Here is a 24,223-nt window from a genome sequence, read left to right on the forward strand (position 1 = left end):
CCCATATGCCGGTGTTAATCTCCTATACTGGGACTATACCGAGGCCAGCATGTCAGAACCGATCCGCTTTTATTACCGTGGTGCCGTACAGGAAGTACGCAACGCCGCCCCTACGCAGACTGTGTTGCAGCACCTGCGCGAGGATTTGCATTGCACGGGCACCAAGGAAGGCTGCGCCGAGGGCGATTGCGGCGCTTGCACGGTCGTCATCGGCAGCCTGGTCGATGGCCAGCTCGAGATGAAGGCCGTCAACGCCTGCATCCAGCTCACGCCTACCCTCGATGGCAAGGCCCTGTTTTCCGTGGAAGACTTGCAGCAGCCCGATGGTGCCCTGCATCCGGTGCAGCAGGCGATGGTCGAGTGCCACGGTTCCCAGTGCGGTTTTTGCACGCCCGGCTTCGTCATGTCCTTGTGGGGCATGTACCTCGAGAAAAACGGTGCCACGCCCACGCGCTGCGAAATCGACGATACGCTGTCCGGCAATCTGTGCCGCTGCACCGGTTACCGGCCCATCATCGATGCGGCCAGGCGCATGGGCGAATTGCCGCATGTCACGTTCGATCGCGATGCCTTGAAGGTGCAATTGCAGGCGCTGCAGCGCGGCAGCCTGAGCACCTATGAACATCGCGGCCAGCATTTCCACGCGCCGCGCAGCATCGATGAATTGGTGGCGCTGCGCGCGGCAAAGCCGCAGGCCTGCCTGCTGGCCGGCTCCACCGATATCGGCCTGTGGGTGACCAAGCAACTGCGCGACCTGGGCGACATCATTTATCTGGGCAACGTGGCTGCCCTGAAAACCATTGCGGTGGACGATGGCAAGCTGCACATCGGCGCCGGCGCCAGCCTCAACGATGCCTATGCGGCGCTGTGCCAGCATTATCCGGATGAATTGTCGGAACTGTGGCAGCGTTTTGCCTCCTTGCCGATCCGTAACGCAGGTACCCTGGGCGGCAATGTGGCCAATGGTTCACCCATCGGCGACTCGATGCCGTGGCTGATTGCGCTGGGCAGCGATATCGTGCTGCGCGGTCCTGCCGGCCAGCGGATCATGCCGCTCGAAAATTTTTATCTTGGCTATCAAAAGAAAGACTTGCAGCCCGGCGAATTCGTCGAAGCCGTGCGCGTGCCCTTGCCCCGTGCCGGCGTGCATTTCCGCACGTATAAACTGGCCAAGCGCTTCGACCAGGATATCTCGGCCGTGTGCGCCGCGTTCGCGTTTGAGCTCGATGGCGCGCGCATCGTCGATGCGCGCATCGCCTTCGGCGGCATGGCGGCCACGCCGCAGCGCGCTGCGCAGACGGAAGCGTTCCTGCGCGGACAGGCGTGGACGGAAGACAATTTGCTCATCGCCATGCGCTTGCTGGCCGACGATTACGCGCCGCTGTCCGACATGCGCGCGTCGAACACTTACCGCATGACGACGGCGCAAAACCTGTTGCGCCGCTTCTGGCTGGAAACACGTCCCGGTGCGCCGTTGCCGCCGACGTCCCTCAACGCCTACGCTTGCCGCGCCTGAAAGGACCAGCATGAACCATCCTGCCACGCCCGAACTGCAAGCGGCCGCCTGGAGCGCCGTGGGCAAGCCCAGCCCGCATGAATCGGCACAATTGCATGTTCTGGGGCAAGCCACCTACACGGACGATATCGCCGAATTGCAGGGAACCTTGCACGCGGCGCTGGGCCTGTCGCAAAAACCGCATGCGCGCATCACGGCCATGGATCTCTCCGCCGTGCGCGCCGCTGTCGGTGTCGTCGCCGTCTACACGGCGCAAGACATTCCCGGCACCAATGATTGCGGTCCCATTATCCACGACGATCCCATCCTGGCGTTTGATTTGGTGCAATACGTGGGCCAGCCCATCTTCATCGTGGTGGCCGATACGCACGACCATGCGCGCCGCGCCGCCCGCCTGGCGCAAGTAACGTATGACGAGTTGCCCGCGATCATGACACCGCAGGCGGCCAAGGCGGCGCAAGCGTATGTGCTGCCGCCCATGCAGCTGAGGCGTGGCAACTACCAGGCCGCGTTCGAGAAGGCGCCGCATGTGGCCAAGGGCCAGCTGTATGTGGGGGGCCAGGAACAGTTTTACCTGGAAGGACAGATTTCCTACGCCATCCCGAAGGAAGCGCAGGGCATGCTGGTGCTATGTTCGACCCAGCATCCGAGCGAGATGCAGCACGTGGTGGCGCATGCGTTGGGCGTGCATTCGCACAACATCACGGTCGAATGCCGGCGCATGGGCGGCGGTTTCGGCGGCAAGGAATCGCAATCGGCCCTGTGGGCGGCGGCGGCATCGATCGCGGCGGCCAAACTGAAGCGTCCCGTCAAATTGCGCGCCGACCGCGACGACGACATGCTGGTGACGGGCAAGCGCCATTGTTTCTACTATGAATACGAGGTCGGCTACGACGACGACGGCCGTATCCTGGCCGCCAAGGTGGACATGACCACGCGCGCCGGGTATTCGGCGGACCTGTCCGGTCCCGTCGCCACGCGCGCCGTCTGCCATTTCGACAACACCTACTATTTGTCCGACGTGGATATCCGTGCCGCCTGCGGCAAGACGAATACCCAGTCGAACACGGCTTTCCGAGGCTTCGGCGGGCCGCAGGGCGCCATCGCCATCGAGTATGTGATCGATGAAATCGCCCGCCATTTACAGCGCGACGCGCTCGATATCCGCCTGCTCAATTTCTATGGCCACAACGATGCGGAAGGACGCAATGTCACGCCGTACGGCCAGACCATCGTCGACAACGTGATCCATGAACTCGTTGCCGAACTGGAAGACAGCAGCGATTACCGCGCGCGCCGCCGCGCCATCGAGGCGTTCAACGAGGCCAGCCCTGTCTTGAAGAAGGGGCTGGCATTCACGCCGCTGAAATTCGGCATCGCCTTCAACGTCACGCATCTGAACCAGGCCGGTGCGCTGGTCCACGTGTACGTGGATGGCTCCGTGCTGGTCAACCATGGCGGCACGGAAATGGGGCAGGGCATCAATACCAAGGTCATGCAGGTGGTGGCGCACGAGCTGGGCCTGGACCCCGACTGCGTGCGGGCCACGGCCACCGACACCAGCAAGGTGGCGAACACGTCGGCCACGGCGGCATCCACCGGCGCCGACTTGAACGGCAAGGCGGCGCAGGACGCGGCGCGCCAGATCCGTGAACGCCTGGCCGATTATGCGGTCAAACTGTACGGCGGCGAGGTGGCTTGCGTGCGTTTCTTCGACAAGCATATCCACGTCAATGGTCATGTGGTGCCGTTTGCCGAGCTGGTGCAGAAGGCTTATCTGGCCCGCGTGCAACTGTGGTCGGACGGTTTCTATGCCACGCCCGGGCTGTCGTGGGATGCGAAGACGATGACGGGCCACCCGTTTTCGTATTATGCGTATGGCGCGGCCGTGGCCGAAGTGGTGGTCGATACCCTGACCGGTGAATGGAAACTGCTGCGTGCCGATGCCTTGTACGACGCGGGCCAGTCGCTCAATCCTGCGATTGATCTGGGTCAAGTGGAAGGCGCATTTATCCAGGGCATGGGCTGGCTGACGACGGAGCAGCTGTGGTGGAATGCGGCGGGCAAGCTGATGACGCACGCGCCATCGACGTATAAAATTCCCGGCATTTCCGATTGTCCGGAAGATTTTCGCGTCAAGCTGTTCCAGAACCGCAACGTGGAAGACAGCATCCACCGTTCCAAGGCCGTGGGCGAGCCGCCGCTGTTGCTGCCGTTTTCCGTCTTCTTTGCCATCCGCGACGCCATTTCCAGCGTGGGCCATCATGCCGTGCAGCCACCGCTGAATGCCCCCGCCACCAGCGAGGAAATCCTCAAGGCGGTCATGGCCGTGCAAGCGGCCGGCGTGGCCGCGTAGGAGCAGACGATGAACGACTGGCTGACGGCAATCGAGAATGACACGCAGGCATCCGTGCTGGTGACGGTGGCCCTGGTGGAAGGTTCCGGGCCGCGCGAGGCGGGTGCGAAGATGCGTGTCAGCCTCGATGGCCAGGTCGATACCATCGGCGGGGGCCACCTGGAATTGCGCGCCGTGGAAATCGCCAAGACCATGCTGGCGACAGGAGACACGCATGCGCGGCTCGAGCGTTTTGCGCTGGGGCCCAGCCTGGGACAATGTTGCGGCGGCGTCGTCCACCTGGCGTTTGAATATGTCGATGCCAGCCTGAAAACATTGCTGGCAGCCTTGCGCGAGCGCCGCCAGCACGATAGCTGGCGCCTGACGGCCCTTGATGGCGATGCCGCGTCGGCGCTGTTCGATGCGGCCGGTAGCTTGATCGCCGGCACGCCAGGCCAGGCGCCCGACACGTTTTCACGCGAGCGCGCAACCCATGTGGCGCAGGGTAGCGAAGGGCGGCGCTGGCTGGTCGACCCCTGCCTGGCGCCGCGCGCGCACCTGACCTTGTTCGGCGCCGGCCACGTGGGGGCCGCCATCGTGCGCGCGCTGGCCCACTTGCCCTGCAATATCACCTGGGTCGATGAACGCGAAGACATGTTTCCTGCGGCGTTGCCGGCGGGGTTGCCAGATAATGTGCGCATCGCCGCCACCGATACGCCCGAAGAATTCGTCGCCATGGCGCCGCCGGGCGGCAGTTTTCTCGTCATGACGCATAGCCATGCGCTCGATCAACGCTTGACGCAAGCCATCATGGAGCGCGAGGATGCGGGCTGGTTCGGCTTGATCGGTTCGCACACCAAGCGCAAGCAGTTCGAGCATCGCCTGCAGGCGCGCGGCGTGCCGGCTGAGCGCATTGCCGCCATGGTGTGTCCGATCGGCATGCCTGGCATCCGCAGCAAGGTGCCGGCCGTGATCGCCGCCTCCGTGGCCTGTCAATTACTCATGGTGTGGGAGGAAGCGGCTGCGGCCGCCCTGGCCGCACCGCTGCGGCTGGCCTCTGCCAGCACGCCACCGCGCCGCCCACTACGCGCCGCCATTCACCCTTTATAGAAAGAAGTCATGCCGATTGTTCCCGTCACATTGCAAGCTTACCGTGCCAGCTTGCTGCACTTCCACGCCGATCCTGCGTTCAGCGAGGAGGCGCACGCCTGGCATGCGGACGGCTTGCTGATCGTGGCCGATGGCAAGGTCGTGGCAGCCGGCGATTACGCGCAATTGCTGGCGACTTTGCCGCCCGGCACGCAGATCGTCGATTACCGGGGCAAGCTGATCGTGCCGGGTTTCATCGATACCCACCTGCATTTCCCGCAGACGGAAATGATCGCCTCGCCTGCGCCCGGCCTGCTGCCATGGCTGGAAACGTACACGTTTCCCACTGAACGCGCATTTGAGAATCCCGGGCATGCGCGCAATGTCGCCGAGTTCTTCCTCGATGAATTGCTGCGCTGCGGCACCACGACGGCCATGGTGTATGGCAGCGTGCATCCGCAATCGGTCGAGGCCTTCTTTGGCGCCAGCGAGGCGCGCGGCTTGCGCATGGTGGCGGGCAAGGTCATGATGGACCGCAATTGCCCAGAGTTCCTGCGCGACACGGCCGAGTCGGGCGCACGCGACAGCGAAGCGCTGATACGCCGCTGGCACAAGCGTGGCCGCTCGCTGTATGCGATCACGCCCCGTTTCGTGCCGACGTCGACGAATGAACAGATGCACCTGGCGGGCGAACTGGCGCGCGCCTATCCGGATACCTATCTGCAAACCCACGTGTCGGAAAACGAGGATGAATGCCGCTGGGTGCGCGAACTGCACCCGCAGGCGCGCAGCTATCTCGATGTGTACGACCAGTACGGCATGCTGCGCCCGCGGGCCATGTTCGGCCATTGCATCTGGCTCGACGAGCGCGACCGCGCGCGCATGGCGGAGACATCCTCGGCAGCCGCCGTTTGTCCTACGTCAAACCTGTTCCTCGGCAGCGGCCTGTTCGATTTCGAGCGGGCCGATGCGGCGAGAGTGCTGCTGTCGCTGGCGACCGATGTGGGCGGCGGCACCTCGTTCTCGATGTTGCAAACCATGAACGAAGCCTATAAAGTAGCACGCTTGAAAGGCAGCTACCTGCCCGCCTTGCGCATGTTTTACCTGGCCACCCTGGGTGCCGCGCGCGCCATGCAGCTGGAAGGCACCCTGGGCAATTTCACGGCTGGCACGGAAGCCGATTTCATCGTGCTCGACAAGCAATCGACGCCGCTGCTCGAGCGCCGCACGGCCGCTTGCCAGAGCCTGGAGGAATTGCTGTTCGCCTTTGCGCTGCTCGGTGACGACCGCGCCGTGGCCGCCACCTATTCGGGCGGCCAGCGCGTGCATGTGCGGGGGCAGGGCTGACCTACCTGTTGTTCAACACGAATCATCCTGAGCGAGAACGCGAATGCACATAACACTCACTGGCCTGGCGCTTGCCGCCGCGCTGACCCTGACCGGAACGGCGCATGCCGCCAAGGCCGCCAGCCCGTCTTCCAATGAAGCGGCCACCGCGCGCCATTTCGCCGCGTTGGTATCCGGTGCGCAGCCCAAGACAGCCGAGTTGAGCCTGTTCTTTTCCATGATGCCCAAGGGCGGCGACCTGCATCACCATTATTCGGGCGCCATCTACGCCGAGCAATTCCTCGACTGGGTCGACAAGGAAAACTATTGCGTCAACAAGAGCACCTACCGCATCGAAAGCAACAAGGACGTCGTGGCGGCCGAGCGCGCCAAGCCGGCCGCGCAGCGCAGCTGCCTGTCGTCCACGGAAGTGTTTGCCGACGCGGGCCTGTATGCGGAATTGCTGCAGCGCTGGTCGACCAAGGATTTTTATAACCACGGCGCCATCCAGACGCCGCCGGACCGTACCTTTTTTGATACCTTCGGCTACTTCGGTCCCGTGGCATCGACGAATACGGCCGACGGCTTGAAAACCCTGAAGCAGCGCGCCATCGCGGAAAACCTCAGCTACATCGAAACCATCTTCGAACTGTCGCCATTCGTGCAAAACGCGCAATTCGATCAGCAGGTGCTGGCGCCGGGCTTGCCGCCGGCAGCGTTGCAAGTGTTGCTGGCCAACTGGACGCAGAGCCTGGAACAGGATGCGGCCTTCCAGAAAAGCATCACGGCGTATAACGACAATGTGAATGCCAGCAGCGTCGGCATCGACGACGCCAACTTCACCATGCGCTACCAGGCCTATGTGCTGCGCTTCCTGTCGCCATCGCAGGTGTTCTCTTCGATGGTGGCCGCGTTCAAGGCGGCGAGCCTGAATCGGCTCGTGGTGGGCGTGAATATCGTGGGCCAGGAAAGCGTGAACGTGTCCATGCGCGACTACAGCCTGCACATGGAAATGTTCAAGTTCCTCAAGACAAAATATCCGAACGTCAAGATCGCCCTGCACGCGGGCGAGCTGGCGCTGGGCATGGTGCCGCCGGAAGGCATGGCCTTCCATATCGCTGAAGCCGTCGACGTGGCGGGCGCCGACCGGATTGGCCACGGCATGGATATCGCGTATGAAAGCAAGGCCTTGGCCACTATGCAGAAGATGCGCGAGCGCGGCATTCCCGTGGAAGTGAATTTGACCAGCAACGATTACATTCTGGGCATCAAGGGGCAGGCGCATCCGGTCACCCTGTACCGCAAGTATGGCGTGCCGTTCGTCATCTCGACCGACGATGCCGGCGTGTCGCGCAATACCTTGTCGAACGAATATGTGCTGTTTGCCAGCCAATACAAGACCGATTATGCGGAAATCAAAAAGCTGTCTTATAACAGCCTACGCTATTCCTTCCTGGCAGATGCCGATAAACAACGTTTGCTGCGGGCGCTGGATGCCAGGTTTGTCCGTTTCGAAGCGCAAATTGCCGCCGCCGACAAGGCGGGCAACGGTGTCAAACCGTAAGTTTCACAGCTGCTGAAACTGATACTATTCAGGCGGCCGGTTGCTCCGGCCGCTTTCTTTTTCCCCTCTCAAATCCCCATGCTGTCCTTTTGTTAATTTTGTGGCAGCCATGCGACACAATTAACGGCAGATGCACGACTTTATCCATATTCATGGATGAATCAATTTCAAGTACATATTGCTCATTTATAATCTCGCGCCATAAGCCCGGGCGCTGTCAGCACGATATTAATCCAGCTACTTACACCATGCTATTTATACTTTAAATATATAAATATGTAAAAAAAAACGTATTTGTCATCCAATTTTTGATGATGCATAGTGAGATGAATGTGATATTAAAAAGTCACAATTCATATGGGTGATATCGTATGAAGATGGGTATTTGCAGTAAATAAAGGTGAGATGCAGGGTGAAAACGAACAGTCAACTGAATAAATGACGACATTTTCCTGCTTCTTGCTGCCGTGTCACAGTCTTGAAATATTTAACAATTACACTCGCGGCTTGCCATGTTAGCCGGGCAAGCAGGTCGGGTGTATGACACAGGTGCTAGCGCCCCGTGTTGTACGGAAGAGAACACGTTTCTCGCCGTTATTGCTTGAAATATCGATGGTTGTGATGAGTGCAAGGGCGTTTTTGCAAGGTCTTGTCAGGGCCAGCAGCCAGTCCAGCCGGCGTAACAGTTGCAGTATCGTAAAGAGGAAATGTTGTGTTTGTGTTGCTGTGCGGCGCAGCCGGACAGTGGGGCAATCCAGGATTTTCAAAAAATAATAGTCTTTTCTGGGGTTAAAGATGATCAATCACAAGCGACTTCGGCTAACGCAAATCGCGTTAAGCCTGTCTATTGCACTGGCGGCGGCACCATCGTTCGCACAGAACACTACGTCTTCCATCGGCGGCCGTATCTCGGCCAATGACGGCAAGCCGGCAGCTGGTGCCACCGTTACCATCGTTCATACCGAATCGGGTTCCGTCAGCAACGTGACGACCGATGCGGAAGGCCGCTACGTCGCCCGCGGCTTGCGCGCCGGCGGTCCTTACACCATCACGGTCACCAAGAATGGTGACGTGGAAAAACGCGAAGGCGTGTACGTCCAACTGGCTGAAACGGCCAACGTGGACGCTACCCTGGGCGCGCAGATGCAGACGGTGAATGTGACCGGCACGGGCGCACGCGCACAGATCTTTAACCGCAGCAACATGGGTGCGGGCACCAATATCGGTGCCAGCGAGCTGGCCATGCAAGCATCGATCCAGCGCAACCTGCAAGACTACGCCCGTTCCGACCCGCGTGTTTCGCAAACGGACAAAGAGCGCGGCGAGATGTCGGTGGCAGGCCAGAACTCGCGCTACAACTCGATGACCATCGATGGCGTGGCCGTGAACGATACCTTCGGCCTGGAATCGAACGGCAGCCCGACGGCCAAGCAGCCAATTTCTATCGATGCCATCCAGTCCGTCCAGGTGAACGTCGCCAACTACGACGTGACGCAAAAAGGTTACACGGGCGCGAACATCAACGCCGTGACCAAGTCCGGCACCAATGAATTCAAGGGCAGCGTCTATTACGTGTTCCGTAATGACACGATGGCCGGCGACCGCTACAACAGCTCGAATGACACCTACTCCGCGCCACCAGCGTTCCGCGAAACGACCAAGGGTGTTTCCGTCGGCGGCCCGCTGATCAAGGACAAACTGTTCTTCTTCGCCAACAAGGAAAAGCTGGAAAGTACGCGTACCGCGCCTAACTTTGGCCCACTCGGCAGTTCGATGACGAACGTCGGCGTAACCCAGTCCGCCATTGACCAGCTGCAAGCAATTGCCAAGAGCCAGTATGGCTTGGACGTCGGTACGACCGCCGTGCCCGCCGGTACCAAAATGACGGTAAACGATACCCTGTTGAAACTGGACTGGAATATCAACGACAACCATCGTGCGATGGTGCGCTACTCGAAAACGGATCAATCCGAGCCGATGTTTACCGGCGTGTCGTCAAGCGGCGTTGCCCTGAGCTCTGCCTGGCGCCAGCAGGACAAGACGATCGAAACGACGGTGGCTCAATGGTTTGCCGACTGGACGCCAAGTTTCTCGACCGAATTCAAGGTGTCGTCGCGCGACTATGACAGCCTGCCGAAAAACAATTCCAGATTGCCAACGATGGCCTTGCAGTTTTCCGGCAAGCTGCCAGCGGACGCGCCTGAAGGCGTTTCGACCGGCAACCGTTACCTCAATTTCGGCACGGACCAGTCGTATCAGCATAACGTCCTGCGCACCAAGACCAAGGATGCCTATCTGGGTGCCAACTGGGCCTTGGGCGATCATGAAATCAAGTTTGGTACCGATTTTAGCAAGAACGATATCTACAATGCGTATCTGCAAAATATCAACGGCAACTACAACTTCGCTTGTATCAATAACGTAGGCTATTCGTTCGTCCCGAAGAATCCGGACGGTAGCACGACGTTCAATTGCAGTTCCACCAGTGCCGCGCTGCACGAGCAAGCCGTACTGGAGAATTTCCGTATCGGCCGCCCGAACACCTACCAGGTACAGGTGCCGGTAGCAGGTGGATCGCTGGATAATGCGATTTCAGATTTCAGCATGAAAAACTATGGCTTTTTCGCGCAAGATGTCTGGGCTGTCAACAAGCAACTGACCGTGCAATACGGCGTGCGCGTGGACAAGGCCGCGCTCAGCGATCGTCCTTTGCGCAATGCGCCGGCCGCGGCACCGATGGTTGCCGGCTATCCGCTGGCCTCGAATCCGCGCGGTGGCGTAGCGCAAAGCGGCGGCTTTGGCCTGGACAACACGCAGACGATCGACGGCCAGACCCTGGTGCAGCCGCGCGTCGGCTTCAACTACAAGTTCGAGAGCGCCCGTCCAACGCAATTGCGTGGTGGTGTCGGCCTGTTCCAGGGCGCGGCTGCCGCGGTCTGGATGTCTAACCCATTCTCCAACCCTGGCGTGGCAACCGCAGTGATCGGTTGCGGTTCCGGCTTTAGTGTTGCTTGCCCGAAAGTTGGCGGTACTTTCAATCCTGACCCGGATAAACAGCCGACCAATGTTGGTGCAACGCCTGCACCGAACGTCGACTTCCTGTCGCCTGACCTGCGTCAGCCGTCTATCTGGAAAGGCAATCTGGCACTGGAACATGAGTTGCCATGGATGGGCTTGGTATTTGGCGCGGAGTATCTGCGGACACAGAACAAGGACGCGATTTACTACGAGCACTTGAATCTGGGCGCTGCCACCCGTACCGGTACCGATGGCCGTGCGCTGTACTACACCACCAATGCGTACGACACCGCTTGCTGGGCGACCTCGCCTGGTAACAGCCTGAGCACGACCGCTGCTCCAGTCTGCGGTGGCGCCAGCAACCGTGCCTTGAAAAATCCGAACTACAACAACGTGTTGCTTGCCAAGAAAACGGACAAGGGGGCAGGCAATCTGGTGACGCTGTCGCTGACCCAGCCGATGAGCAAAGGTTTTGGCTGGTCGGTTGCCTACACCTACACCGATGCCACTGAAGTGGCGCCGCTGACGTCGTCGGTCTCGAGTTCGAACTTCAATGCCCGTGCGATTTTCAACCCGAATGAAAACGTCGCAGCCAATTCCGGCTACCTGGTAAAAGACCGTTTCAATGCCGTCCTGAACTGGCAGAAGCGCTTCTTTGATAACTACAAAACCAGCTTTGGCCTGTTCTATGAAGGCCGCAAGGGCAAGCCATATAGCTGGACCTATAACAATGACTTGAATGGTGATGGCGTCAATGGCAACGATTTGATGTACATCCCGTCGAAACCAGGTTCGGGCGAAGTGGTGTTCCGTGGCGATACCGCCACCAGCCATGCCAACGAAGACCGTTTCTGGGCATTTGTTAACGCAAACGGCGACCTGCGCAACAGCGCTGGCGGCGTGACGAAGCGTAACGGCAGCTTCTCGCCGTGGACCAACAGCTTCGACATGCGTATCAGCCAGGAGGTGCCAGGCTTCTTCAAGGATAACAAAGGCGTGTTCACGATGGACTTCTTCAACGTGGGCAACATGATCAACCGCAAGTGGGGCCGCATTAATGAAATGGCTTTCCGTTCGGCGGGTGGCCAAACGCGTAACTTTGTCGATTTTGCCGGCCTCGATGCCAACGGTCGCTATATCTACCAGGTGCGTGACAAGGTAGAAGACTATACCGTGCGTCAACAAAAGGGCGAATCCCAATGGGCAATCCAGGCAACCGTCAAGTACGAGTTCTAATCTTGGCGCTGGTTTGAAGTCTGAACGGCTGGTGGCGACACCAGCCGTTTTTTTTATTGGCAAGATGGTTTACCCTTTTCCTTTTTGATGACTACCTATCCGATGCTTCCCTACTTACGCACACGGGCCGCCAGCGCAGCCCTGATCCTGGTCCTGGCCGCCATGGGTGGCTGCGCCATGCCTCGCGCGACACCTGTCGATATCAATCTGGTCGCCCTGAACGACTTCCACGGCAACCTCGACCGCAGCAAATTCACCTACGCGAGCGCCGCCGATGCCGGGCGCAAGACGGTGCTGGCGGGCGGCATCGATACCCTGTCCGGCGCCTTGACGGCGTGGCGCCGCGAAGATGCACAGCTGATTTTTGTCGGCAATGGCGACCTGGTCGGCGCCAGCCCCGCCATGTCGGCGCTATGGGCCGATGAACCGAGTATCGTTGCCATGAATATGCTGGGCATGAAGGCCAGTTCCGTCGGCAACCATGAATTTGACCAGGGCAAGGCGGAATTGCTGCGCCAGCAGCGCGGCGGCTGCGAGTCCTCGCGCGCCGACAAGGCCTGCAAGTTCACGCCCGACTTCAAGGGCGCCAGCTATACCTATCTGGCGGCCAATGTGATCGATACGCAGACGGGCAAGTCGCTGCTGCCCGCCTACCGCATCGAAGAGGCGCATGGCGTCAAGGTGGGCCTGATCGGCGCCGTGCTCAAGGATACGCCGTCCGTGGTGACGGCCGCCGGCATTGCTGGCCTGCAATTCGGCGATGAAGCCGACGCCATCAACGCCACCTTGCCGCAACTGCGCGCGCAGGGCGTGGGCGTCTTCGTCGTACTGCTGCACCAGGGCGGCGAGACAATCGAAGCCGTCGACCAGCCCGATTGCAGCCAGCTGAAGGGCGAAGTGGTCGACGTGGTCAAGCGCCTCGATCCCGCCATCCAGCTGGTCATCAGCGGTCATTCGCACCAGGGTTATCTGTGCCGCGTCGATGGCCGGCTGGTGACGCAAGCACAGATGGGCGGGCACATGTTGACGCGCATCAAGCTCAAAGTTGATCCCGTCAAGAATGCGCTGATCGATGCCAGCGCGCAAAACGTCGTCATGCTGCCAGGCCAGTATGAGCCGGACCCGGCCGTGGCAGCCTATCTGGAATCGGTCAAGCAGCGCAGCGCGGCCGAACTGTCGCGCCCCGTGGCCGCCATCGCCGTGCCCAGCGTGGGCCGCAGCACCAAGGGCAGCGGCGCTTCCGCGCTGGGCGACCTGGTGGCCGACAGCACCCTGTTCGGCGCGCGCGCCGCTGGCGCGCAAATCGGCCTGATGAACAATGGCGGCATCCGCAAGGACCTGGAAGCGGGCGCCGACCTGATGACGAACGTGGGCCAGAACCAGGCAGTTGTCCCGTTCGGCAATACCCTGATCGTCGTCAGTCTTTCCGGCGCGCAAATCGGTACCTTGCTCGAGCAGCAATGGCCCGGTAGCGAAGCGGAAGACAACAATCTGCTGCAAGTGTCCGAAGGTTTTACTTATCGCTGGGACAGCACGCGGCCCCAGGGCCAGCGCGTGCTGCCAGGCAGCATCTTGCTCAATGGCGTCGCCATTGATGACGGCCAACAATACCGTGTCGCCGCCAACAGTTTCCTCGCCGGCGGCGGCGACCGCTTCACCGTGCTGGCGGCCGGCACGCGCCGCCTGGACACGGGCGTGCGCGACATCGACGCCTTCAGCGATTACCTGATCGCCCGCGCGCGCGCCGGCAAGCCCGCTGGCAGCGCCACGGCGGCGGGCCGCATCGTGCGCGTCAAATAATCTACAAGGAATAACCATGCGTCGTTTATCTGTTTCCCTGCTCGTCACTACCCTGTTCGCGGGCACGGCCCACGCCGATTTCGCGATTCCCGGCTTTGAGCTGGTGCACACTTCGCCCGTGGAAACGAGCTTGACCAATCCCGACCTGCGCGAGCCCGTCGCCGTGTGGCGCGAGCTGTTCGATGGTGCAAAAAAAGAGATCGTCATCGCCCAGTTCTATGCCGTCAGCAAGCCCGGCACGGCTTTTGAAAAGGTGCTGGACAGCCTGACGGCCGCCGGCCAGCGTGGCGTGAAAATCCGCTTCCTGCTGGACCAGAAGGGCGTGGGCCTGTCGGAAGCGGCCACCATCGCGCGGATCAAGGCGATTCCGAACCTGGACTTGCGCCTCATCGACTTCAATAAAATCACGGGCAACGGCATCGTGCACGCGAAGTACCTGGCCGTCGATGGCGAGGTTGCGTATATTGGCAGCCAGAATTTCGACTGGCGCTCGTTCGAGCACATCCATGAGACGGGCTTGAGAATCACCGAGCCAGCCATGGTCAGCCAGGTGCAGGCGATTTTCGAGCAGGATTGGCAAGCCCAGTCGCTGACGTCGCAAGGCAGCCGCGCCACGGTGCTCAACAACAAGGTGGTGCCGGCCAACTACGCGCAAAACGCTTTCCTGCTGGCCAGCCCGAATGCCTACAACCCGGCCGGCGTGGGTGACTCGGAAACGGGCTTGCCCGCCTTGCTGGCGCAAGCGCAAAGCGAAGTGCGCATCCAGCTGCTCGATTACGCGCCGCTGTCCTACGGTCCCAACCGCACGCGGCCATATTACGCCGTGATCGACAATGCCGTGCGCGCCGCGGCCCAGCGTGGCGTCAAAATCAAGCTGATGGTGTCCAGCTGGAATACGGAGGCGCCGGCCATCGCCTACCTGAAGAGTTTGGCCCTGGTGCCGAACGTGGAGATCCGCATCGTGACGATTCCCACGGCCTCGACGGGTTTCATACCGTTCGCGCGCGTGATCCACAGCAAGACCATGAGCATCGACGGCAAGCTGGCCTGGGTCGGCACGAGTAACTGGGCGGGCGGCTATTTCGATTTGTCGCGCAACCTGGAAGTGGTGCTGCGCAACGAACCGATGGCGCAGCGCATTGCCGCGCTGCATGAGCAGACGTGGAGCTCGGCATATGCGCAACCGATCGACATCAACAAGCAATATCCGAAGCCGGCGAAAGCCGCGCCGCAAGCAAAGGAGTAACGGTGAAAAAATTGATGAGCGTGCTGGCGCTGGGCACCGCATTCGCTTCCGGCAATGCGCTGGCCTGGGGCAACGACGGCCACCGCGCCGTCGGTGCCATCGCCGATCAATTGCTCAAGGGCAGCGCGGCCCAGGCCCAGGTGGCCAAGTTGCTGCTGCCCGGCGAAAGCCTGGAAAAGATCGCCAACTGGCCCGATTGCGTGAAGGGCACGTATTGCGGCCCGCAATCGCCGGAAATGTTGAGCTATGTGGCGGCAAACCCCAAGCACGGCGAGTACCATTACACGAACGTGCCTTTTCAACATGCGCATTACCACGACCATGGCGTGGGCACGGCCGATGACGATATCGTGCAAACCTTGAAACAGGCGATCCTGGTGTTGCAGGGCAAGGCCGATGCGGCCAGCAATCCGCACGGCTTCAGCCAGCGCGTAGCGCTGATCCTGATCACGCACCTGGTGGGCGATATCCACCAGCCTTTGCATGTGGGCAATGCGTTTCTCGGCAAGGATGGCCAGTTCTTCGTGCCCGCCACGCAGGCGCAGATCGACGACGTCGCCATTTTCAATGCGCGCGGCGGCAACGACCTGCTGCTCGACGATGCTAGGATGACGGCCCTGTCGGATGCCGTGATTCCCCCGCCGCTGCCGGCGGAAGAGGGGACTGCGAAAGCTCCAGCCTATCCGAAGTCGGCCACCAAGCCCCTGCATTCCTACTGGGATACGACCGTGGTCGATTACGCCATGCGCCGCCTCAGCACGCGCACGCCGCAGCAGTTCGCCCGCACCGTGATCGCCAGCGTTCCCGTGGTGAGCGCCAACAGCGGCGACCCCGCCACCTGGCCGTATCAGTGGGCCGATGCCTCGCTGGCGGCGTCAAAGCTTGCTTTCACCGATGTGGTGGCGGGCCCGGCCACGCAGCAGACCAGCCGCAAGGGTGATGTCTACAACGTCTGGAGCTTGACGGTGCCCGATAATTATCCCGTGCCCAGCTCGGCGCTGGCGAAGCAGCAGCTGACCGAGGCGGGCTATCGCCTGGCTGCCGTGCTGCAGGCGATCTGGCCACAGTGACATGCGTGAAAAGCGGCCTGCGGGCCGTTTTTTTCATGCCAGGGTGATGGCGATGCCCATCTCGCGGTAGGGCGCGACCAGGGCGTCCTCCACATCGCGGTGTACGATGATATCGTTGACCTGGCTCAAGGGTGCGATCTGGAACGGCGAGGCCGTATTGAACTTTTCCGGCGAGGCCAGCACGACGGTGCGGCTTGACGCCTCGCTCAGCGCGCGTTTCACACATGCTTCTTCGTAATCGCCGGTGGTGATGCCCGCCTGCGGATGCAGGCTGGCCACGCCCATGAAATACAGGTCGGCGCGGATGCGGCCGATGGCTTCCACGGTGGCCGCGCCGACGCCCACGATCGAGTGCTTGTACAGGCGCCCGCCCAGCATCAGCACGTCGATCAAGGGGTGATGCACCAGTTCGACGGCAATCGACGGGCTGTGCGTGACGACGGTGGCGCGCAAGTCGCGCGGCAGCTGGCGTGCCAGCTGCACGGCGGTCGTGCCGCCATCGATGAATACCACTTGCCCCGTTTGTATCATGGCGCCCGCCGCGCGGCCGATGGCGGGCTTGGCTTGCGGCGAAATCTGTTCGCGCCCCGCAAACGGTGCCAGCGCGGGCGAGCGCGGCAGCAAAGGCAGGGCGCCGCCGTGCACACGTTCCAGCAAACCCTCTTTCGCCAGCTCGCGCAGGTCGCGCCGTATCGTGTCTTCCGACAAGCCAAGGGCGTCGCTGACGGCCTTGGCAACGATGTGTCCCTCGCGCTGGAGCAAGTCCAGCAGGTATTGTTTGCGTTGATGTGTGAGCATGATTTTTCTTGTGTGTTCTTGTATTTTCTTGATATTGCACGAGTTTGCATGATAAAGTCGGCGAAGGCAAGCACATGTAAACACAAGGAGACACTATGCGCGAAGAAAATAGCCAGCAGGAACGGGTCCGCATCCAGCAGGTGCAGACCCTGTCGCACGACTGGTATCTGCTGCAAAAGACCACGTTCGATTACCTGCGCCACGATGGCGAATGGCAAACGCAGACGCGGGAAACCTATGACCGTGGCGACGGGGCCACCATCCTGCTCTACAACAAGGTCAAGCGCACGGTGATCCTGATCCGCCAGTTTCGCTTTCCCACGTATCGTACTGGCCACGACGGTTTCCTCATCGAAGCGGCCGCCGGCTTGCTGGAAGAGGCCAGCGCCGAGCAGCGCATCCGCGCCGAGGTGGAAGAGGAAACCGGCTACCGCGTGGGGCAGGTGCACAAGGTATTCGAAGCCTTCATGAGTCCCGGCTCCGTGACGGAGCGCCTGCATTTCTTTGTCGCCGAATACGACCCTGCCAGCCGCATCGGCGATGGCGGCGGCCTGGCGCAGGAGGGAGAAGATATCGAGGTGCTGGAGCTGCCCTTGGCGCAAGCGCTGCAGATGGTGGCCGACGGGCGCATCTGCGACGGCAAGACCATCATGCTGCTGCAGCATGCGCAGCTGCACCTGATGCCGCGCAAACGGGGCCTGCAAATCCTCATTGCCGGCCCCTACCGCTCGGGCACGGGCGACGATCCGGGCTTGATGGCGCGCAATGTGGCAGCCATGGAAGCCGTCTGCCTGCCGCTGTATGCCAAGGGACACATGCCCGTGCTCGGCGAATGGCTGGCCTTGCCCATGCTGGCGCTGGCAGGTTCAAGCCGGGTGGGCGACGCCGTGTATGAGGAATTGTTCCACGCGCATGCGACGCGTTTATTGAGCCATTGCGATGCCGTGCTGCGTCTCGGCGGCGCGTCTGGCGGAGCGGACCAGATGGTGGCCGTGGCGCAGGATCTCGGTTTACCCGTGTATTTCTCGCTGGACGAGATTGCCCAGGCGTAAAAAAAGCGAAGCCCGCAGGCTTCGCTTTTCTGATGCTGTCACAGTCTCTTAACGGGACTTAACAAAGGGGATGCCGATAGCCTTCGGCGCGATGGATTTCGCCATCAAGCCGGCCAGCACGATCACGGTGACGACGTATGGCACCATCTGGATCAGCGAGCCGGGGATGCGGCCCACGACGGGCAAGTCCACGCCTTCAATTTGAATCTGGATGGCGGCGAAGAAGCCGAACATCAGGCAGCCGAGGAAGGTGTAGACGGGACGCCAGTTGCCGAACACCATGGCCGTCAGGGCCAGGTAGCCGGCGCCGGCCGACATGTCGCGCAGGAAGAAGCCGCTTTGCACGATGGCCAGATACGCGCCCGAGAACGAGCACAGGATGCCGGCCACCAGCATGGCCAGGTAGCGCGTCGCTTCCACGCTCACGCCGGCCGAGTCGGCCGCGTGCGGGTTTTCGCCGCAGGCGCGCAGGCGCAGGCCGAAACGCGTGTGGTACAGCAGCCAGTGCACCAGCGGGATCAGCAGGAAGGCGACATACACGAGGATGGAATGGCCGCCGATCAGATGGGCATACACCCAGCCGATGAAGGGGATGTGTTCCACGTACTGTGTGCCCGGCAAGACCACGTCGAACAGGCGCGCCGAACCGAGGTCGGGCGTGCGGCCGCCTTGCTGGAAGAAAAATTGCGCCAGCACAAACGTCAGTCCGCTCATGGCGATGTTGATCGCCATGCCAGCCACCAGCTGATTACCCTTTTGCGTGATGCTGACGTAGGCCTGCAGCAGCGCCAGGGCGACGCAGACGAGCATGCCGGCCGCCATGCCGTAATACGGGTTTTGCGTCGTGTAGGCGACGGCGGCGGAAGCGAAGGCGCTGGCCAGGATCTTGCCTTCCAGGCCGATGTCGATCATGCCGCTGCGTTCGGCGAACAGGCCGGCCATGGCGGCAAAGATCAGGACGGGCGCATTGCGCACGGTCGATACCAGGATGCTGGCGAAATGAAAGTCGTCGAGTGTCATGGTGTTAGCCTTTGGTGCGCTTGAGCAGGGCGGAAATGGCCGGTGCGTAGAAGTTTTCCATGGCGCCGCAGAACAGGATGATCAAGCCCTGGATGAAAATGAACGTTTCCGTCGGGATATTCGGTTTTTCCAGCGACAGGTCGAAGCCGCCCTGGATCAGCGCGCCGAACAGCACGGCCGACAAAAAGATGCCGACCGGATGCTGGCGCCCCATCAGGGCGATGGCGATGCCGATGAAGCCGGCGCCGCCGACGAAATTGAGCGACAGGTAATGGGTCGAACCCATGATGGAATTGACGGAGCCCAAGCCCGCCAGCGCACCCGAGATCAGCATGACGACGATGATCATCTTGCTGATCGACACGCCCGCATAGTGGGCCGCGTGCTTGTTGAGACCCGTGGCGCGCAGCTTGAAGCCCCACGACGAACGCCAGACCATCACGCCATAGATGACCAGCGCGGCGATTGCCAGGATAAAGCTGATGTTCAGCGGCGTGTCGCCCAAGGATGGGAACCAGGTGGAGAGGCGCGGCATTTCGCCGCTTTCCGCAAACACGCGGCTGGCCGTGTTCTGCTCGCCCGGCGGAATCAGGTACTTCACGATAATAAAATTCATCAGGCTGGCGGCGATGAAGTTGAACATGATGGTGGTGACCACGATGTGGCTGCCGCGCTTGGCTTGCAGGTAGCCGGGCAAGAAGCCCCACAGTGCGCCGAACAGGGCGGCGCCGATCATGGCGGCCGGAATCAGCAGCCAGGCGGGCAGGGTCTGGTCGAAGGCCAGCATGGCGACAGTCAAGCCCAGGCCGCCGATATACATCTGGCCTTCGGAACCGATATTGAACAGCCCGGCCTGCATCGCCACGGAGACCGACAGGCCCGTGAAGATGAAGGTGCTGGCGTAGAACAGGGTGTAGCTCAGGCCTTCCGGATTGAGGATGGCGCTGTGGACGAGGATGGACAGCGATTCGGCCGGGTCTTCGCCCAGCATATAGATCACCAGGGCCGCGACCAGCAAGGCCGACAGCAGGTTTAACATGGGCATGACAAAGGCTGTCGCCCAGCGTGGCAAGTCGTTATTCATGATTTATGCATTCCCCCCATCAACAGACCGATGCGGGTGGTATCGAATTCTTCAATTTTCAGTTCGCCGGTGATGCGTCCGCCGCACATGACGAGAATGCGGTCGGCCAGCGCCCGCACTTCTTCCAGTTCGACGGATACCAGCAGGATCGCCACGCCCGCGTCGCGCAGGGCCAGCAATTGCGTATGGATGCTTTCGATGGTGCCGATGTCGACGCCGCGCGTGGGCTGGCCCACCAGCATCAGTTTCGGCTTGGCCAGCACTTCGCGCGCGATCACCACCTTTTGCTGGTTACCGCCTGACAACAAGCCGATGCGCAGGTCCGGATTGGCCGGGCGCACATCGAAGGTTTTGAGCAGTTGCGCGCAGCGCGCGCCGATGGCCTTGAAGTTGAACAGGCCCCAGCGGTTTTTCAGGTGGTCCTGGTAGCCGAGAATGGTGTTCTGCATGACGGAGAAATTTTTCACCACGCCATCGCGCAAGCGGTCTTCCGGAATGTGGGCGATACCCAGTTCGCGGAAGGCCAGCGGCAAGCCGTCGGCATCGTGGCGCTTGGCAAATGGCAAGTCCTTGTCGAGAAAACGCAGCGTGCCGGACGTCGGCAAGCGCATGCCCGACAGGATTTCCAGCAGTTCGCTCTGGCCATTGCCCGAAACCCCCGCGATGGCGACGATTTCGCCAGCGCGCAAATTGAAACCTATGTCGGCCAGCAATTTCACCTGTTGCGCGTCAGCCAGTTGCAAGCCGTCAACTTCCAGCACCGTGGCGCCCGGATTGTACGGTGCACGGGGCAAATGGCTCTGGATGGGGCGACCCACCATCATGTTGGCCAGTTCCTCTTTCGAGGTGCCGGCCGTTGCCACGGCGCCCACCACCGTGCCGCCGCGCATGACGGTGACGTTGTCGGTGATTTCCAGGATCTCTTGCAGCTTGTGCGTGATCAGGATGATGGTCTTGCCTTGTTCCTTGAACAGGCGCAGGATTTCAAACAGCGAGGCCGTTTCCTGCGCCGTCAGCACGGCCGTCGGCTCGTCGAGGATCAGGATATTGGCGCTGCGGTAAATCTGCTTGAGGATTTCCACGCGCTGCTGCGCACCGACGGACAGGTCTTCGATCTTCGCCAGCGGGTCGACGTCGAGGCGGTAGCGCGCGCAAATCTCGCGCAGCTTGGCTTCCGCTTCGGCTCGGTGGCTGGCCAGGCGAAAACCGCCTTCCGTGCCCAGCATGATATTGTCGAGGACGGTGAAGTTCTCGACCAGCATGAAGTGCTGGTGCACCATGCCGATGCCGAGCTTGATCGCTTCCTGGCTGTTGCGGATAGGCTGTACTTTTCCGTCGAGCAGGATTTCCCCGCCATCGGCACGGTAATACCCGTACAGGATGCTCATCAAGGTGGACTTGCCCGCGCCATTTTCCCCCACCAGGCCATGGATGCTGCCCTTGGCGATGGAAAAACTGACGTCGGCGTTCGCCTTCACATGTCCAAATTGCTTGGAGATGCTGCGAAATTCTACTGCTGGCTGCATAGGTTCATAAAGGATAGTTTCATGGAAACGCGCCGCACGGAGACAGGCCCCGGCGGCGCGCTAAAAGATACGGAGAAAAATTAAACCGGGCAGCTGCTGCCGACGCGGTAATCGATCACTTTGACCTTGCCATCGATGATGTCCTTGCGTGCACCCAGCACGCGTTTCTCGATTTCCGGGGTGATCAGCTTGCGGTTGTTCGCATCGAGCGCCCAATCCACGCCGCCTTCTTTCAAGCCTTTATAGCTGACGCCGCCCTTCCAGGTGCCGTTCTTGACTTGCATGAAACTGTCGTACACCGTGTTGTCGACGCGCTTGACCATCGAGGTCAGGATGCTGCCCGGGTACAAACCATTCTGGTTCGAATCGACGCCGATGGCCAGCTTGCCTTTTTCCTTGGCCATTTGCAAGGTGCCCATGCCGCTGCCGCCGGCCACGGCGAAGACGACATCGACGCCGCGCTCGAACTGCGAGCGGGCCAGTTCGCCGCCCTTGGCCGGGTCGTTCCAGGCGCCGGACGTGGTGCCGACCATGTTTTGCGTGATTTCCGTCTTCGCATTGACGGCCTTGACGCCTTGCGCGTAGCCGCAGGCGAAGTTGCGGATCAAAGGAATGTCGATGCCGCCGATGAAGCCGACCTTTTTGCTCTTGCTGGCCATGGCGGCGGCCACGCCCACCAGGTAGGAGCCTTCTTCTTCCTTGAAGACGACGGAATTGACGTTGTTGCCGGCGGCCTGGCCGTCGATCAGCACGAATTTCACGTTCGGAAATTCCTTGGCGACCTTTTGCACGGCTTGCGTCTGCGCAAAGCCGATGGCGGCGATCATGTCGAGTTTCTTGCGGGCCAGGCCGCGCATGACTTGCTCGGCTTGCGTATCGCTCGATGCCTGGACTTCGATGAAGGAAATGCCTGTGTCTTTTTTGAAGCGCGAGGCGCCTTCGAAAGCGGATTGGTTGAACGACTTGTCGAACTTGCCGCCCGCGTCATACACGACACCCAGTTTTGGGGTAGCCGCGGACGCTTGAGCAGTCAGAAATACGGCTGCGATCGTCAAACTAAATTGTGTAAGTTTCATGAATTGGCTCCTGGAAGATCGATATTGTATATTTTTTATAGGTGAAACATATAATTTGGGGCTGATTTAGCCTGTTTTTGATGCATCGGTGAATGGTTTCTTATCAACATTGCACCGTAACATACAAGATCATTGCTCGCGCTATCTGTTTTGTTTGTGCTCTGTGATGCCGGTGCAACAGTCGCACGGCCTCGCCAGGCCGCCGCGCGGAGTATCGAATGGAATGGCCGGAACAGCCGGAAGTGCCTCGTCAACAGCGTGGCGTGACGGGCAAGGCGGGCAGGCGACCGGCACCCCGTTGGGCGCTCGGATCACTATGCATCATGCCAGATATGTATGACAAATACGTTTTTGTTTAATTATTTATATGAAAGTCATATAAATTGGCAGGCAAGCGAAGGGCCGGGTTCGGACCTTCAGGGGCCGACCCCGGTCTTGCGGCTTTTTGGGGGTTGGCGTTGCTTGGTGACGCTGGGGGCTTTGCCTCAATTCGCGGGGGGATTGATAATGTTCAGGAAGGCCCGCACGACGGGAGCGTCGTCGAGCGTGGTGTAGCTGATATACAGGTTGGCCGACGGCGGATTCGTCTTGATCGGCAGGAAGACCACGCCGGGCCAGCCGATGCGGCTCGTCGTTTCCGGCACCAGGGTCACGCCCAGGCCTGCGCCCACCATGGCCAGCAGGGTTTGCGGCTCGCTCGCTTCCTGGAAGATCACGGGTTCGAAACCCGCATTGATGCAGCATTGCACCAGGTAGCGGGGAAAGGCGGATTTATCGAGGTTCAGGGTCAGCATCGGCTCGTGGGCGATGTCGATCAGCTCGATGGCCGTGTGTTTCGCCAGCGGATGGTGTTCGTTGACGGCCACGCAGACGTTTTCGCGGAAGCACAGTTCCTGGCGTAGGTTGTCGTGGCGCAAGTCGTCGTCATTGAGTTTCGGTTCGCGCCAGAAACCCACGTCGATCTGCTTGGCGCGCAGCGCTTCGTATTGCACCGTGGGGCCGTATTCATGGATGGTCCAGCTGACGCGGGGAAATTTGGTCTGGAATTCTTCCAGCAGGCTGGGGATGGGACCCCACATGGCCGAGCCGACGATGCCCACGCGCAAGCGGCCCACTTCGCCGCGGTCGATCTGGCGGATGGTGTCGATGGTCATGCGCATCTTGGCCAGCAGCTCGGCCGCCTCGTTCATCAGCGCCTTGCCCGCCACGGTCAGCTCGAAGGTGCGCGTGGTGCGCGCAAACAGGCGCACGCCCAGTTCGCTTTCCAGTTTCATGATCTGCTGGCTCAGGGGCGGCTGCGAGATATGCAGGCGCTCGGCGGCGCGGCTGAAGCTTTTCTCCTCGGCAACGGCAAGAAAATACTTTAACTGTTTCAGATCGATGGACATGCTTTCCTTGCATTACCTGATACTAAGCGGGAACCTAAGCGGGAACGGCGCGCGAACCTGAAGGTGCGCGCGCTTTTTT

The 24,223-nt window shown here is 60.8% G+C and carries 15 protein-coding genes and 1 pseudogene; 10 read left to right on the forward strand and 6 right to left on the reverse strand.

Annotated elements, in window-relative coordinates; genetic code table 11:
* Positions 1-49 precede the first annotated feature (49 nt).
* The 9 genes from xdhA to AC3RCJ_RS06330 all read left to right on the forward strand — a co-directional run bounded on the left by xdhA (position 50) and on the right by AC3RCJ_RS06330 (position 16,200).
* Positions 50-1,516, forward strand: a complete 1,467-nt coding sequence (gene xdhA / locus AC3RCJ_RS06290; protein ID WP_492959433.1) for a xanthine dehydrogenase small subunit — start codon at positions 50-52, stop codon at positions 1,514-1,516.
* A gap of 10 nt (positions 1,517-1,526) precedes the next feature.
* Positions 1,527-3,872, forward strand: a complete 2,346-nt coding sequence (gene xdhB, locus AC3RCJ_RS06295) for a xanthine dehydrogenase molybdopterin binding subunit (protein WP_492959431.1) — start codon at positions 1,527-1,529, stop codon at positions 3,870-3,872.
* Positions 3,873-3,881: 9 nt separating this feature from the next.
* Positions 3,882-4,961 carry a xanthine dehydrogenase accessory protein XdhC gene (gene xdhC / locus AC3RCJ_RS06300; protein ID WP_492959429.1) on the forward strand — a complete coding sequence of 360 codons (1,080 nt, stop codon included), beginning with the start codon at positions 3,882-3,884 and terminating at the stop codon, positions 4,959-4,961.
* 9 nt (positions 4,962-4,970) lie between these two features.
* A complete protein-coding gene (gene guaD / locus AC3RCJ_RS06305) occupies positions 4,971-6,287 on the forward strand; it encodes a guanine deaminase (protein WP_492959427.1) in 1,317 nt (438 codons plus the stop codon).
* Positions 6,288-6,330: 43 nt separating this feature from the next.
* On the forward strand, positions 6,331-7,830 hold the full coding sequence (locus AC3RCJ_RS06310) for an adenosine deaminase family protein (RefSeq protein ID WP_492959425.1): 1,500 nt from the start codon (positions 6,331-6,333) through the stop codon (positions 7,828-7,830).
* Positions 7,831-8,625: 795 nt separating this feature from the next.
* A complete protein-coding gene (locus AC3RCJ_RS06315; RefSeq protein WP_492959423.1) occupies positions 8,626-12,084 on the forward strand; it encodes a TonB-dependent receptor in 3,459 nt (1,152 codons plus the stop codon).
* 102 nt (positions 12,085-12,186) lie between these two features.
* Positions 12,187-13,884 carry a bifunctional metallophosphatase/5'-nucleotidase gene (locus AC3RCJ_RS06320; protein ID WP_492959421.1) on the forward strand — a complete coding sequence of 566 codons (1,698 nt, stop codon included), beginning with the start codon at positions 12,187-12,189 and terminating at the stop codon, positions 13,882-13,884.
* 16 nt (positions 13,885-13,900) lie between these two features.
* Positions 13,901-15,130, forward strand: a complete 1,230-nt coding sequence (locus tag AC3RCJ_RS06325) for a phospholipase D-like domain-containing protein (protein WP_492959419.1) — start codon at positions 13,901-13,903, stop codon at positions 15,128-15,130.
* A gap of 2 nt (positions 15,131-15,132) precedes the next feature.
* On the forward strand, positions 15,133-16,200 hold the full coding sequence (locus AC3RCJ_RS06330; protein WP_492959417.1) for a S1/P1 nuclease: 1,068 nt from the start codon (positions 15,133-15,135) through the stop codon (positions 16,198-16,200).
* A gap of 33 nt (positions 16,201-16,233) precedes the next feature.
* Here AC3RCJ_RS06330 and AC3RCJ_RS06335 read toward each other — a convergent pair whose 3' ends face one another.
* Positions 16,234-16,998: a DeoR/GlpR family DNA-binding transcription regulator gene (locus AC3RCJ_RS06335; RefSeq protein WP_492959415.1), complete on the reverse strand. Its 765-nt coding sequence runs from the start codon at positions 16,996-16,998 to the stop codon at positions 16,234-16,236.
* Positions 16,999-17,093: 95 nt separating this feature from the next.
* Here AC3RCJ_RS06335 and AC3RCJ_RS06340 point away from each other — a divergent pair.
* Positions 17,094-17,678 (forward strand): annotated as a pseudogene (locus AC3RCJ_RS06340) (NUDIX domain-containing protein); the annotation flags it as partial.
* Between the two features lie 420 nt (positions 17,679-18,098).
* On the opposite strand, the gene AC3RCJ_RS06345 reads toward AC3RCJ_RS06340, so the two are convergent.
* From AC3RCJ_RS06345 to AC3RCJ_RS06365, 5 genes are all read right to left on the reverse strand, one after another.
* Positions 18,099-19,070 carry an ABC transporter permease gene (locus tag AC3RCJ_RS06345; RefSeq protein WP_086145100.1) on the reverse strand — a complete coding sequence of 324 codons (972 nt, stop codon included), beginning with the start codon at positions 19,068-19,070 and terminating at the stop codon, positions 18,099-18,101.
* A gap of 4 nt (positions 19,071-19,074) precedes the next feature.
* Positions 19,075-20,154, reverse strand: a complete 1,080-nt coding sequence (locus tag AC3RCJ_RS06350; RefSeq protein WP_070219324.1) for an ABC transporter permease — start codon at positions 20,152-20,154, stop codon at positions 19,075-19,077.
* A complete protein-coding gene (locus AC3RCJ_RS06355) occupies positions 20,151-21,680 on the reverse strand; it encodes an ABC transporter ATP-binding protein (protein WP_492959412.1) in 1,530 nt (509 codons plus the stop codon). Before AC3RCJ_RS06355 ends, AC3RCJ_RS06350 begins: the two co-directional genes overlap by 4 nt.
* An 80-nt stretch (positions 21,681-21,760) precedes the next feature.
* The gene (locus AC3RCJ_RS06360) at positions 21,761-22,756 is read right to left on the reverse strand and encodes a BMP family lipoprotein (protein ID WP_492959410.1); all 996 of its coding nucleotides are present in this window, start codon (positions 22,754-22,756) and stop codon (positions 21,761-21,763) included.
* 485 nt (positions 22,757-23,241) lie between these two features.
* Positions 23,242-24,144, reverse strand: coding sequence for a LysR family transcriptional regulator (locus AC3RCJ_RS06365; protein WP_492959408.1), 903 nt, complete (start codon positions 24,142-24,144; stop codon positions 23,242-23,244).
* Positions 24,145-24,223: the final 79 nt, after the last annotated feature.

It is taken from the genome of Janthinobacterium sp. GW822-FHT07H11 (assembly GCF_058798615.1).

Excerpts from the sequence above, each read along its gene's own strand:
- xdhA (WP_492959433.1), top strand. The coding sequence starts at position 50 with ATGTCAGAACCGATCCGCTTTTATTACCGTGGTGCCGTACAGGAAGTA.
- xdhB (WP_492959431.1), top strand. The coding sequence starts at position 1,527 with ATGAACCATCCTGCCACGCCCGAACTGCAAGCGGCCGCCTGGAGCGCC.
- xdhC (WP_492959429.1), top strand. The coding sequence starts at position 3,882 with ATGAACGACTGGCTGACGGCAATCGAGAATGACACGCAGGCATCCGTG.
- guaD (WP_492959427.1), top strand. The coding sequence starts at position 4,971 with ATGCCGATTGTTCCCGTCACATTGCAAGCTTACCGTGCCAGCTTGCTG.
- AC3RCJ_RS06310 (WP_492959425.1), top strand. The coding sequence starts at position 6,331 with ATGCACATAACACTCACTGGCCTGGCGCTTGCCGCCGCGCTGACCCTG.
- AC3RCJ_RS06315 (WP_492959423.1), top strand. The coding sequence starts at position 8,626 with ATGATCAATCACAAGCGACTTCGGCTAACGCAAATCGCGTTAAGCCTG.
- AC3RCJ_RS06320 (WP_492959421.1), top strand. The coding sequence starts at position 12,187 with ATGCTTCCCTACTTACGCACACGGGCCGCCAGCGCAGCCCTGATCCTG.
- AC3RCJ_RS06325 (WP_492959419.1), top strand. The coding sequence starts at position 13,901 with ATGCGTCGTTTATCTGTTTCCCTGCTCGTCACTACCCTGTTCGCGGGC.
- AC3RCJ_RS06335 (WP_492959415.1), bottom strand. The coding sequence starts at position 16,998 with ATGCTCACACATCAACGCAAACAATACCTGCTGGACTTGCTCCAGCGC.
- AC3RCJ_RS06345 (WP_086145100.1), bottom strand. The coding sequence starts at position 19,070 with ATGACACTCGACGACTTTCATTTCGCCAGCATCCTGGTATCGACCGTG.
- AC3RCJ_RS06350 (WP_070219324.1), bottom strand. The coding sequence starts at position 20,154 with ATGAATAACGACTTGCCACGCTGGGCGACAGCCTTTGTCATGCCCATG.
- AC3RCJ_RS06355 (WP_492959412.1), bottom strand. The coding sequence starts at position 21,680 with ATGCAGCCAGCAGTAGAATTTCGCAGCATCTCCAAGCAATTTGGACAT.
- AC3RCJ_RS06360 (WP_492959410.1), bottom strand. The coding sequence starts at position 22,756 with ATGAAACTTACACAATTTAGTTTGACGATCGCAGCCGTATTTCTGACT.
- AC3RCJ_RS06365 (WP_492959408.1), bottom strand. The coding sequence starts at position 24,144 with ATGTCCATCGATCTGAAACAGTTAAAGTATTTTCTTGCCGTTGCCGAG.